The 12,044-nt window shown below is 62.4% G+C and carries 12 protein-coding genes; 5 read left to right on the top strand and 7 right to left on the bottom strand.

The genetic code is table 11. The features are described from left to right. From WDB88_RS10025 to WDB88_RS10005, 5 genes are all read left to right on the top strand, one after another. Positions 1-1,797 carry an ATP-binding protein gene (locus tag WDB88_RS10025; RefSeq protein ID WP_339107532.1) on the top strand — a complete coding sequence of 599 codons (1,797 nt, stop codon included), beginning with the start codon at positions 1-3 and terminating at the stop codon, positions 1,795-1,797. Continuing rightward, the gene (locus tag WDB88_RS10020; protein ID WP_339107531.1) at positions 1,781-3,016 is read left to right on the top strand and encodes a sigma-54 dependent transcriptional regulator; all 1,236 of its coding nucleotides are present in this window, start codon (positions 1,781-1,783) and stop codon (positions 3,014-3,016) included. The genes WDB88_RS10025 and WDB88_RS10020 overlap by 17 nt, the downstream gene beginning before the upstream one ends. 225 nt (positions 3,017-3,241) lie before the next feature. Next, positions 3,242-4,255, top strand: a complete 1,014-nt coding sequence (locus tag WDB88_RS10015) for a TRAP transporter substrate-binding protein (protein WP_339107530.1) — start codon at positions 3,242-3,244, stop codon at positions 4,253-4,255. A 124-nt stretch (positions 4,256-4,379) separates the two neighbouring features. Beyond that, positions 4,380-5,075, top strand: a complete 696-nt coding sequence (locus tag WDB88_RS10010; RefSeq protein ID WP_339107529.1) for a TRAP transporter small permease — start codon at positions 4,380-4,382, stop codon at positions 5,073-5,075. A 5-nt stretch (positions 5,076-5,080) separates the two neighbouring features. Next, positions 5,081-6,472 carry a TRAP transporter large permease gene (locus WDB88_RS10005; protein ID WP_339107528.1) on the top strand — a complete coding sequence of 464 codons (1,392 nt, stop codon included), beginning with the start codon at positions 5,081-5,083 and terminating at the stop codon, positions 6,470-6,472. A gap of 130 nt (positions 6,473-6,602) precedes the next feature. Here the strand turns inward: WDB88_RS10005 and tpiA are convergent, their stop codons facing one another. The 7 genes from tpiA to WDB88_RS09970 form a co-directional block, all read right to left on the bottom strand. Further along, the gene (gene tpiA / locus WDB88_RS10000) at positions 6,603-7,355 is read right to left on the bottom strand and encodes a triose-phosphate isomerase (protein ID WP_339107527.1); all 753 of its coding nucleotides are present in this window, start codon (positions 7,353-7,355) and stop codon (positions 6,603-6,605) included. Between the two features lie 101 nt (positions 7,356-7,456). Then, the gene (locus WDB88_RS09995) at positions 7,457-7,861 is read right to left on the bottom strand and encodes an iron-sulfur cluster assembly accessory protein (protein ID WP_339107526.1); all 405 of its coding nucleotides are present in this window, start codon (positions 7,859-7,861) and stop codon (positions 7,457-7,459) included. A gap of 27 nt (positions 7,862-7,888) precedes the next feature. Then, positions 7,889-8,644: a DUF3307 domain-containing protein gene (locus WDB88_RS09990; protein ID WP_339107525.1), complete on the bottom strand. Its 756-nt coding sequence runs from the start codon at positions 8,642-8,644 to the stop codon at positions 7,889-7,891. A gap of 27 nt (positions 8,645-8,671) precedes the next feature. Further along, positions 8,672-9,262 (bottom strand): MarR family transcriptional regulator, encoded by a 591-nt coding sequence (locus WDB88_RS09985; protein ID WP_339107524.1) that lies wholly within the window; start codon positions 9,260-9,262, stop codon positions 8,672-8,674. Positions 9,263-9,320: 58 nt separating this feature from the next. Continuing rightward, positions 9,321-9,692 (bottom strand): SUF system Fe-S cluster assembly protein, encoded by a 372-nt coding sequence (locus tag WDB88_RS09980; protein ID WP_339107523.1) that lies wholly within the window; start codon positions 9,690-9,692, stop codon positions 9,321-9,323. Between the two features lie 121 nt (positions 9,693-9,813). After that, positions 9,814-11,001, bottom strand: a complete 1,188-nt coding sequence (locus tag WDB88_RS09975; protein ID WP_339107522.1) for an ROK family transcriptional regulator — start codon at positions 10,999-11,001, stop codon at positions 9,814-9,816. Between the two features lie 147 nt (positions 11,002-11,148). Then, the gene (locus WDB88_RS09970; RefSeq protein WP_339107521.1) at positions 11,149-11,703 is read right to left on the bottom strand and encodes a TetR family transcriptional regulator; all 555 of its coding nucleotides are present in this window, start codon (positions 11,701-11,703) and stop codon (positions 11,149-11,151) included. Positions 11,704-12,044: the final 341 nt, after the last annotated feature.

Raw genomic sequence — 12,044 nt, 5'->3', positions numbered from 1 at the left:
ATGCAAAACACAGTCGCGCCTTTTTTGTCGAAGAAACACCTGCGTCGGGGGGCAGGGCTGTTGCTGGCGGTGACGGCCCTGATCTGGGCATCCGTCTCGGTCTGGTATCACGCGGCGGATCGGGGCATGGCGCAGGCCCGCGCCCGTGGGCAGGCCGATCTGCGGCTGGCCTCCGACCGGCTGGTGGCCGCGCTGTCGCAATATCGCGAGGATGCGGTGCTGGCGGCGGATCATCCCTATGTGCGGGCCTTGGCGGCGGGGGACGGGGTCTGGTCGGCGCAGGAAGTGGCGCAGACCCTGCAACGGTTTGCCGATCTGGCGGGGGCCGAGCATCTGGTGCTTTTGCGTCCCGACGGGCGGGTGCTGGCCGCGCCCGAAGGCACCCCTGACCGTCTGCCGATGACGGAAGATGTCGCGCGGGCGGCGCAGGGGGCTTTGGGGCGGTTCCACGGCGTGGAGGGGCGCGGCACACATCGCATCTTCGCCTTTGCCGCACCGGTTTTTGCCACCCGCCCCGCGCGGGGGCGGCAGGTGGTGGGCATCGTCCGGCTGACGCTTGATGCCGAAACGGTCGAGGCGACGGGGCGGGGCGATCCGCTGCCGGTCTGGTTCAGCGATGATCAGGGGGTGGTGTTCACGGCCAACCGTGCGGGGCTGATTTTCCGGAGGGCGGCAGATGCGGGGCCCGCCGATCCGCGGATCTATCCTGCCAATGTGCCTTTCGTGACGGTGCCTGTCCGCGAGCGGGTGATTGCGGGGCAGACCATTCTTTGCACCCCGCAATGCGCCTTGCCAGTGGTGCTGGATCTGCCGGTGATCGGGCTGACGGGGCATGCCGAGGTGCCGGTGGACCCGATCCTGCATGAGGCGCGGGTGCAGATGTTTGTCGTGGCGCTGGCCATGCTGGCGATCGGGGCGCTGTTTGTCACGCTTTGGGCGCGCAGGCAGGCGCTGGCCGACCGTCTGGCCAGCGAGGCCGCGCTGAATGCCGCGCTGGAAAGCCGTGTGGCCCTGCGCACGACAGAGCTGCGCGAGGCCAATGCTGCGCTGCTGCGCACACAGGCCGAACTTGTTCAGGCCGGAAAACTGTCGGCCTTGGGCCAGATGTCGGCAGGGATCAGTCACGAGCTGAACCAGCCTTTGATGGCGATTGGCTCTTTTGCCGAGAATGCCGGGATTTTTCTGGCGCGCGGGCAACAGGATCGGGCGTGCGACAACCTGCGCCGCATCGGCGAGATGTCGGACCGGATGGGGCGCATCATCCGCAATCTGCGGGCCTTTGCCCGCCCCGAGACCGAGCCTGCCTCGCCCGTCGATATGGCGCGTGTGATCGAGACGGCGCTCGAGATTGCGGCGTCGCGGCTGGCGGGGGTGCCGCTGGACTGGGCGGGGCTTGATCAGCCGGTCTGGGTGATGGGGGGCGAGACGCGGCTGGCACAGGTGGTGGTCAATCTGCTGTCGAATGCCGTCGATGCCTGTGCGGGGCAGGACCGGCCGCAGATTCGCATGAGACTGTGCGCGCAAGGCGGTCTGGTCAGGCTGGAAGTGCAGGATAACGGGCCGGGCATTGCCGATCCCGAGCGGATGTTCGACCCGTTCTATTCCACCAAAGAGGTGGGGACGAATGAAGGAATGGGGTTGGGGCTGTCGATCTCTTACCGCATCGTGCAGAGTTTCGGGGGCACGCTTACAGGGACCAATCTGCCGGATCCGGCGCGGGGCGCGATGTTTACGCTGACCCTGCGACAGCCTGATACGGAGACCGATAGGGAGGACGGAAATGGGAACGGTCAATAAGGTGCTTCTGGTCGATGATGACCGTGCCGTACGCGAGGCTCTGTCTCAGACCATCGAACTGGCCGATCTGGAGCCGGTCGCGGCGGGCAGTTTTATCGAGGCGAAAGACCATCTGACGCCAGAGTTCGCGGGGATCGTGGTCAGCGATATCCGCATGCCGGGGCGCGACGGGTTCTTCCTGCTGGAATATGTGCGCGGGCTCGACCCCGAATTGCCGGTGATCTTGCTGACGGGCGAGGGCGATGTGCCCTCGGCTGTGCGCGGTATGACGGGGGGGGCGTTCGACTTTCTGGAAAAGCCCTGTGCGCCGCGCGACCTGCTGGCGGTGGTCGAGAAGGCGATGAAAACCCGTGCCTTTGTCATGGAAAACCGCGCCTTGCACCGCGAGGCCCGCAAGGGCGATGCGGCCGCAAGGATGCTGGTGGGCCATTCCGAGGTGGCCGAACGCCTGCGCGACGCCTGCCGTCTGGCTGCGCGTTCGGGCGCGGAGGTGCTGGTGACGGGCGCGCCGGGGGCCGGAAATTCCAAGGCTGCCGAGGTGATCCACCTGCTCTCGGCTGCGGCACAGCGCCCCTTCGAGAAACGTTCGGCGGCGGGGCTTGCCCCCGAGACGCTGGAACAGGCCTTTGCCACAGCCGATGGCGGCACGCTCTATCTCGACGAGATCGCGGATCTGCCGCAGCCGGTGCAGTTCACATTGCTACAGCTTCTGGAAACCCAGCCCGCCACGCGGCTGATTGCGGGCACCTATCGCGACCTCGAGGCCGAACGCGATGCGGGGCGTTTCCACCCCGATCTCTACTGGAAGCTGGATGTGCTGCGGGTGCGGGTGCCCGCGCTGGCCGAGCGGCCCGAGGATATTCCGGTGCTGTTTCGCCATTATGTGCGACTGGCCTGCGAGAATTCGTCGCTGGCCATGCCCGATATCCCGCAGCTCTATCTGCAAGGGCTTGCCGCGCGCGATTGGCCGGGCAATGCCCGCGCGCTGATGTCGGAGGCGATGCGCTTTGCCATGGGGCTGAGCGGCACCGAGCAGGCCGAGGCCGAGCCGGGCCTGACCGAGCAGATGGCCCAACTGGAGCGCGGCATTCTGGTCAATGCGCTGGAGCGCCATAATGGGCGGGCCTCGGATGCGGCCAAGGCCCTGAAACTGCCGCGCAAGACCTTCTATGACAAGCTCGCGCGCCACGGCCTAAAGCCCGAGGATTATCGGCTGTGACAGATCACGCGGATGTGCGGAATTTCGCACCACTCTGAAACGAGGCTGTGCGATTTGTCGCACAACTTCATGGGCATGCTTGGGGATATTTGCCGCAAGTATCTGTATTTATGTGATTTATTGTTTTATGCATATCTGTATTGCGAAGGGTGCATGGCAATCTCCATTCTGTGTCTCATGGAGAGGGGCGCGACATCGCGCCATATGGATCTGGGAGGAGCCCCCATGAAAGTTACCAAAGCCGTCAAGGCCTTCGCGCTGGCATCGACTGCCATTATCGCCACCGCAGGTCTGGCTAATGCTGCCTGTGATGACGGCGAGATGGTCATCAAGTTCAGCCATGTGACCAATGCCGACAAACACCCCAAGGGGATCGCGGCGGCGGCCTTTGCCGAGCGCGTGAACACGGAAATGAACGGGAAGGTCTGTGTCGAGGTCTACCCGAACTCGACGCTGTATAACGACGATCAGGTGCTAGAGGCGATGCTGCAGGGCGATGTGCAGATGGCGGCACCGTCGCTCTCGAAATTCGAGACCTTCACCAAGGTGTTCCGCATTTTCGATCTGCCCTTCATGTTCAAGAATATGGATGCCGTGGAAGAGTTCCAGCAATCGCAAGCCGGTCAGGATATGCTGGCGTCGATGGAACGCCGCGGCCTGATGGGACTGGCCTTCTGGCATAACGGTCTGAAGCAGTTCTCGGCCAACAAGCCGCTTCTGCTGCCGAGCGATGCGAAGGGTCTGAAATTCCGTGTGCAGCCCTCGGACGTGCTGGTGGCACAGATGAAGGCGCTGGATGCCAGCCCGCAGCCGATGGCCTTCAAGGAAGTGTATGGCGCGCTGCAGACCGGCGTTGTGGACGGGCAGGAAAACACCTGGTCGAACATCTACGGCCAGAAGTTCTACGAAGTGCAGGATGGCACGACCGAAACCAACCACGGTCTGCTTGACTATATGGTTGTCGTCTCGACCGACTGGTGGGACAGCCTCGATGGCGATATCCGCGACCAGCTGGCCACCATCATGGCCGAAGTCTCGGCAGACCGCAATGCCGCCATCGCGCAGGTCGATGCCGATAACCGTCAGGCGGTCATCGATGCAGGGGCCGTGGTGCGCGAACTGACCGACGAGCAGCGTCAGGCATGGGTGGATGCGATGAAACCCGTCTGGGCGCAGTTCGAGGGCGATGTCGGCGCCGATAACATCGCGCTGGCGCAGGAAATCAACGCCAAGCACTAAGCTGGAACGGCCCGAGCGGCCATCACTCACGGGTTCCAGCGAAGGCTCCGCGCGCCATGTGCGGGGCCTTTCTCGGGCCATGCCCGATCACCCGATCATCACCAATTCAACAGGGGGCAGGGATATGTCTTCCCATGACACCACGCCAAAAGGCCCGTTTGGCGCCTTTATCGACGCGCTGGAAGAAAACGCGATCGCCTTTATTCTGGGCGCGATGACCTTGATCACTTTCGTCAATGTCGTGCTGCGCTATGTCTTCAACGCCTCGTTGATCTGGGGGCTTGAAGTGGTGCTGATCCTCTTTGCATGGCTGGTTATTCTGGGGGTGTCCTATGCCTTCAAGAAAACCGCGCATCTGGGGGTGGATGTGATCACCAATATGCTGCCTGCGCGCGGCAAACGCCTGCTGGCGGTGGTCTCGGCGCTGTGCTGCCTGCTTTACGCGATTTTCCTGCTGAAAGGCGCGTGGGATTACTGGGCTCCCTATGCGGGCCTTGACCAGACCTCGGGCCATTGGTTCCCCACCGGCTTCGAGAAAACCCGTGACCGCGCGTGGTATGAAACCGATCAAGTGCCGATGCTGGAGATTTTCCGCTGGCTCGAGCCGCTGATCAATCAGGGCGAAGCCTATGACAAGCTGCCCCGCGTCATCCCCTATTTCATCCTTCCCTTCGGTGTGGCGCTGATCACCCTGCGCATCCTTCAAGCCCTGATCCGCGTGATCAAAGGCACCCAAGACAGCCTGATCGTCAGCCATGAAGCCGAAGACGACGTCGACCGCGTGGCACAGATGAACGCCACCGCTGCCGGTAAGGAGTAACCCCAATGGAAGTCATTCTGCTCTTTGCGGTCATCGTGGGCCTGCTTTTGCTGGGCGTGCCGATTGCGGTCTCGCTGGGCCTCAGCTCGATCCTGTTCCTGCTGGCCTTTTCGGAAACTTCGCTGGCCTCGGTCGCACAATCGCTCTATCAGGCGATGGCCGGTCACTACACGCTGCTGGCAATCCCCTTCTTCATCCTCGCCTCCAGCTTCATGTCCACCGGCGGCGTTGCCAAACGGATCGTGCGCTTTGCCATCGCCTGTGTGGGCCACTTCCACGGTGGTCTGGCAATCGCGGGGGTCTTTGCCTGCATGATCTTCGCGGCCCTGTCGGGCTCGTCGCCCGCAACCGTTGTGGCCATCGGCTCGATCGTGATCGCGGCGATGCACCAGATGGGCTATACCAAGGACTTCGCCGCAGGTGTCATCTGTAACGCGGGCACGCTGGGCATCCTGATCCCGCCGTCGATCGTGATGGTGGTCTATGCCTCCACCGTCGAAGTCTCGGTCGGGCGCATGTTCCTTGCAGGCGTCATCCCCGGTATCCTCGCGGGCCTGATGCTGATGGTCGCGATCTATATCTTCGCCCGTATCCGCAAAATGCCCAAAGGCGAATTCGCCGGCTGGGGCGAGATCGGCTCGGCCTTTAAAGACGCCTTCTGGGGCCTGATGCTGATCGTCATCATCATGGTCGGTATCTACGGTATCCCCGGCGTGACCGGCGCGATCTTCACGCCGACCGAGGCCGCAGCCGTCGCCTCTATCTACGCATGGATCGTCGCGAACTTCATCTATAAGGACATGGGCCCGCTCAATGACGGCGAGACCAAGAAAGCCGACCTCCTGCACCGCCCCTATGCGCTGGTCACGGCTCTGTGGCACAAGGACACCCGCAAAACTCTCTTCGAGGCAGGCAAGCTGACCATCACGCTGATGTTCATCATCGCCAATGCGCTGATCCTCAAACACGTCCTCACCGATGAGCAGATCCCGCAGAAAATCGCCAATGCGATGCTCTCGGCAGGCTTCGGCAAGATCATGTTCCTCGTGATCGTCAACCTGATCCTGCTGATCGGTGGCCAGTTCATGGAACCCTCGGGGCTCATCGTGATTGTCGCACCGCTGGTCTTCCCGATCGCAATGGAACTGGGCGTCGACCCGATCCATCTGGGCATCATCATGGTGGTAAATATGGAAATCGGCATGATCACCCCGCCGGTCGGCCTCAACCTCTTCGTCACTTCGGGCGTGGCGGGCATGTCGATGATGCGGGTGGTGAAGGCGGCCCTGCCATTCCTTGGCGTGCTCTTCATCTTCCTGATCATGATCACCTATATCCCGTGGCTCTCGACCTATCTGCCCACCACCTTCATGGGGCCTGAAACGGTCATCAAATAGAGCCTCCACCCAACGAAGAAAGCCGCCCCTCGGGGCGGCTCTCACATTTTCGCTTTCCAGCTGCTGAAAATATCCCGGGGGAATTGGCCGCAGGCCAAGGGGGCAGAGCCCCCATTTTCAGCGCCCCCGATCAGGCCTCAATGCCCGCCGTCTCCAAAGCCGCAATGATCGCGCCGAAGTCACGGGCCTTCAGGCTCGCGCCGCCAACCAGCGCCCCATCCACATTGGACACCGCAAAAATCTCCTCGGCATTCGACGGCTTCACCGAGCCGCCATAAAGCAAGCGCATGCCCTTGGCCTCTTCGCCAAAGGCTTTGCCCAGCGTCTCGCGGATGAAATCATGCACCTCGGCAATCTGCTCCAGCGTCGGCGTGCGACCGGTGCCAATGGCCCAGACAGGCTCATAGGCGATGACCGTGTTCAAAGCCGTCGCGCCCTCGGGGACCGATCCCGCAAGCTGCGAGCCAATCACCTCCAGCGTGCTACCCGCATCGCGCTCGGCCTCGGTCTCGCCCACGCAGATCACCGCCGTCAGACCCGCCGCATAGGCCGCCAGAGATTTCGCCGCCACATCCGCATCGCTTTCACCATGATCGGCGCGGCGCTCGGAATGGCCCAGAATAACGGCCGAGGCGCCGGCGTCTTTCAGCATCTGTGCCGAGATATCGCCCGTATGCGCCCCCGAGGTCTTCGCATGGCAATCCTGACCGCCCATCGCGATCCGGCCCGCAGCCGCCTCGGCCATCGGCGCCAGAAGCGTCGCAGGCGGGCAGATCAGCACATCGCAGTCCGCGCCCGAATGCGCCTCCACCAGCGCGGCAATCTCGGCCAGATCGGCCTTCAGCCCGTTCATCTTCCAGTTTCCGGCGGCTAGTTTCCGCATGCTGTCCTCCTCGATAACGCAAGTCGCGCCCAGACTAGGTCAGGGCGCGGGCAGGGGAAAGGGGCCATGCGGCAGGATCGGCGCGGTTAGCGCTAGAAGCGTCAGCCTTTCAGGCGCGGCACGCCATCCTCGGGCTGTGTCTCGGCGCTAAGTTCGCCAATGTCCTTGAATTTGATGGATTCTCCGCAGCCGCAGCTTTCCGCCACATTCGGATTGCGGAATTTGAACCCCGATTCGAGAAGGCCCGCTTCGTAATCGATTTCGGTGCCGATCATGAACATCTGTGCGGTGGGCGCGATCAGCACACGGGCCGCACCTTCCTCGATGACCATATCCATCGGTCCCGCTTCCTGTGCGATTTCCATCGTATATTCCATGCCTGCACAGCCGCCTTTCTTCACGCCGATGCGGAAACCGGCGGCATTCTCGCGGCTCATGAGCTTGGCGATGTGCTTGACGGCGGCGGGGGTCATAGTGACAGCGGGCTGCCCGGGAATACCAAACATGGGATGCTCCTTCGATGAAGCTGTAATTTAAGGGCTATGCTGCGGGATTCCAAGGGCCGGAATGCCGATAGGGGGCAGATGCGCCAACAGGCCCAGCGTCAGATATGCACAGGCAATCGCCCAGCCGAACGAGGCCAGCGTGCCGATGATCACATATTCATTGGCAGCATTATGGTCCGGCCCGCCCTTGGCCTCGAAGCGCAATATGGATTTGGCGGCGATCAGAAAGCCGATCCCCTGTGGCTGGCCGGTCAATATCAGCACGAAAATCAGAGCGCGTTCCAGAAGGCCGATCAGTTGACCGCCTTTCGGCAGCCCCCCTTGGGGTGCACGTTCGGCGAGCGGCTGAATCAGCGCGCCAATCACGAAGCCGCCCATGCGCACGGTCAGCACCGCCCCCGCCACAAGCGCGAAAACCGTCGGCAAATAGGGTGCCAAACCGCTTTGGGTTTTCATCCAAAGCGTGTGTGCCCAAAGATCGGGCAGGGTTAGTGCCAAGGCGCAGATCACCAGCCAATGCGCGGCCTGATCGGCCAAGAAGACCCGCAGTGCCGTGCCGCGCAGCCTGGGCTTGAGGGCGTCGATCAGAAAATGGCTGGCCAAGATGGCGACGAAGGCCAGCGCGCCCTGCGCGTCAGGCGCGGGCAAGAGCAGGGCGAGCAAAAGCGCATGAACCGCCCATGTGGCGCGCCAATGCGGGCAGGCGGCGGGCCAGCGGGCCAGACGCTTTCTTTTCGGCCATCTTTGCGCTTTGAAAGACGAAATCCCCCAGCAGATGGGCAAGGAGAAGTGCTGCGAGACTGGCGGCGATCATGCGGCCTCCCATTGGGCCAAGGCCTCGGATATCGGGCCGAACCCCGCGCCTTGCAGGGCTTGCGCCACCGCCTGACGGGATTTGCCCAAGGCCTCCGCCGTGGCCTGTTGCGAGGGCGCGGGCAGGGCCAGCATCTCGCGCAGGGTCTCGGCCTGTTTCTGCGTCCAGCTCTTGCTGAGCGCATCGGCCAGCCGCACCGCAGCCGACCATGCGCCCCCCGCAGCATGGTGGAGTTCGGCCCCCGTTATCGCGTCCAGCAACCGCCCCGAGGCCACAAAACCCGCCCCCTGTGCGGCATTCAGATCGCCATTTTCGGGGATCACGCCCGCGCCCCGCGCCATCGCGATACGGGTGTCCAGCATCGGGTTCACCGCGCGCAGGCTGGCGCGGACCAAAAGCGCCAAGCGCAGGTCCAGAAGCGCGGCCTCACAGGCCATCTGCCAGCCATCCCCTCGGTGACGGCTGATCCAGACCGCTTCGGGAACCGCCTCGGCCACGCATTCCAAAGCAGCAAGCCCCGTCTCGATCAAGGCGGGGGGCAGGTCGGAAGAGCCGACAATATCACCTGTGAGAACCGCATAATCCATCTGCAAGCATTATCGCTTGCTTTTGGCTTTGTGCAAGTGATTTTGCTTGCGTATCGGGTTACATGAAGCCCAGTTCGAGGCGCGCCTCGTCCGACATCATATCCATGCCCCATTGCGGATCGAAGGTCATTTCCACATCGACCGATTTGATCCCCTCGACGCAGGAAATGGCATCCTGCACCCAACCGGGCATCTCGCCTGCCACCGGGCAGCCGGGTGCGGTGAGGGTCATGATGATCTTCACGTCATCCTCGTCGGTGATCTCGATCGTGTAGATCAGGCCCAGATCATAGATATTCACCGGAATTTCGGGGTCGAATACGGTCCGGCAGGCCGCCACGACCGAATCATACATGGGGTGGTCAATGGTCGAAGGCTTGATCAGAGGGGTGCCTTCCATCGGTGCGTCTTGCGTGGTTTCGGACGTCATTGGCGTTTCCCCGATATGGATGCGAATAGTTGAGTGATGATATAAGGATTGGCAACGGCTTCGTAAAGTGCGCAGACGAACACATCCTTTCCTGCTGTTCCGCCTATGGCGCCGGTAGGGCTCAGTTCAGGAAGAAGCGCGAGAAAATAGGCGCGGCGGCGGCCCCGATGGCGCGCGCGTTATGTCCGGTTCTGGCTTCCAGCACATCGGGCGGCAGCAGGCCGTTCATATCGAGCGCCGCCAGCTTTTCGCGAACCTGCCGCACCAGCTCTGCGCGGACCTCTTCGGGGAAGGCGCCGTCAATGACGATGGCCTGAAAATCCACCACCGCGCAGGATTCGCGGGCCGCCTGCGCAATGGCATGGGCGCTGCGGTCCAGCCAAGGGCCCAAAAGCGTGTCATAGGGGGTCCAGTCCTGCGGCATCTGCCACATGGCGCCCGCATCCATCCCGTTGCTGCGGATGGCCGCCTCCAGCAGGAAGATCGATGCTTCATCGCGCAGCGTCGCCAATGTGCCCTGTGTCGAAAGAATGCGCAGCGCTCCCAGCATGCCGGCATTGTGGCGGTTGCCCTCGACCACGGTGCCGTTAAGGGAAATGCCTCCGGTCAGGAACGACCCGAGAAAGACATAGGCAAAATCGGCGACCTCGCGCCCGCGCCCGTAATTCTGCTCGGCGCAGCAGGCGGCGGTGCCGTCATTGATCAGGCTGACGGGCAGGGGGCTGAACCGCGCAACATCGTCAATAAGCTGGCAGCCGACCCATTCGGGAAACCGTGCCGCCGCCAGCGGCTGGTTGTCGACGGCGCGCCACAGATCCAGCGGCGCGGTGATGCCGATGCCACAAAGACGCTGGCGTTGTGCGGGGGACAGTTGCTGGGACATCTTCGCGATGCCGTCGCGCAGGAATTGCAGGATCAGCTGCGGCGTCGGGGCGGCATAGGTGGACTGGCCCTGCGCCAGAACCTGCCCGTCCAGCGCCATCATCACCAGATCCGAAGTGCGGTGGCCGATTTTCAGGCCAAAGCTGATGGCCCCGTCGGGATTGATGCCCATTGGCAGCGACGGCTTGCCGACACGCCCGCGCTGCGGTGTGCCGCGCAGCAGGAACCCGTCGGTTTCCAGCTTGCGCAGAATGGTCGAGACGGTCTGGGCGGAGAGGTCGATTCTCTTGGCGATCTCGGCCCCGGGCAGGGCCCCGTCGCGATGGATCAGGCTGAGCACCAGCCGTTCATTATGCGCGCGCACACCGGTATGGTTCACGCCGAGGCGTTGCCCGATAAAGTCGCCAGCCTCCATGAGGTCCCCCATTCCGTGCTCTCCGGATTTACGCCTGCGCAGGCCTCCGGTGATCACTGCACCAGAATTTTGCTCTCTCTGGCCAAATTTTATAATTCGATCCGTCGGGATGGTCGAGGGAATCTGTCAACATTCCGCCAGAAACCGCCGACAGAGCCGCTAGACTTGGGGGCTCTCCCCGAAATTGGAGGGCTGCGAGGGCGTATCGCCAAGCAATGCAACCAGAATGCCCACCGCCATTTCATCCAGCAGCTCTTCCTCTTTGGTCGTTAGCAGCACGGCAGGCACCACGGGCGAGGCGATCTTCATGCCCATGAACAGCATCGCCACCATCAGGATCTCGACGCGGAATTTCTCGCCATGTTCGGCGATCAGCGGATCGATGAAAAGCCGTTTGATGGCGCTCTGGATTTCCGCCTGCACCGACTGGCAGGCCAGCGAATGGCTGATGATCGGCAGCGGCCCGTAATTGAGCCCGCGCAGATCGCCATTGCGTATCCGTTCGATGATGAAGCGCGTGAAGGAGGGGCAGCGGCGCGCATCCTCGAAACACATGTCGATGGCGCGGTCGATCACGGCTTGGAAAAGCTTCAGCTTGCCGCCATAGGAGCGATGCAGATAGGCCACATCAATGCCGACATCCGCCGCGATATCGCGCAGGTTGCAGGCATCGAAGCTGCGGGCGGAAAAATGGTCATGCGCCACCTCCAGCATGCGCTCCCGGGTTGAAATGCGGCGTGGGTCTGTCGTGTTATCCATATGTGCCTTACGATAGATGCACGCCTTGGCCACGTCTTGGGTCTGCGGGCAATGAAAGGGCTGTGCAGAAGAAAAGCTTGAAATTCTAAATCCTTCGGGGGCATGCCAAGGATAACGGCGCCGCGACATTTTGTCTATCAGGCCGTGCCTGTCAGAGTTTTCTTGTGCCGCTCCGTCACACGTGGATTGCCCACCGATCTTTGGTATACGTTCGCACACATTGACTTGCAACGTGGTGCAGGTTACCCGTTTGCAAAACCTGCGCAACGGGTACAGTCTGCGCATATCTATTTCAA

It is taken from the genome of Thioclava sp. GXIMD4216, from assembly GCF_037949285.1.
GTDB lineage: Bacteria > Pseudomonadota > Alphaproteobacteria > Rhodobacterales > Rhodobacteraceae > Thioclava > Thioclava litoralis.
This window is presented reverse-complemented; position numbering and strand designations above follow the sequence as displayed.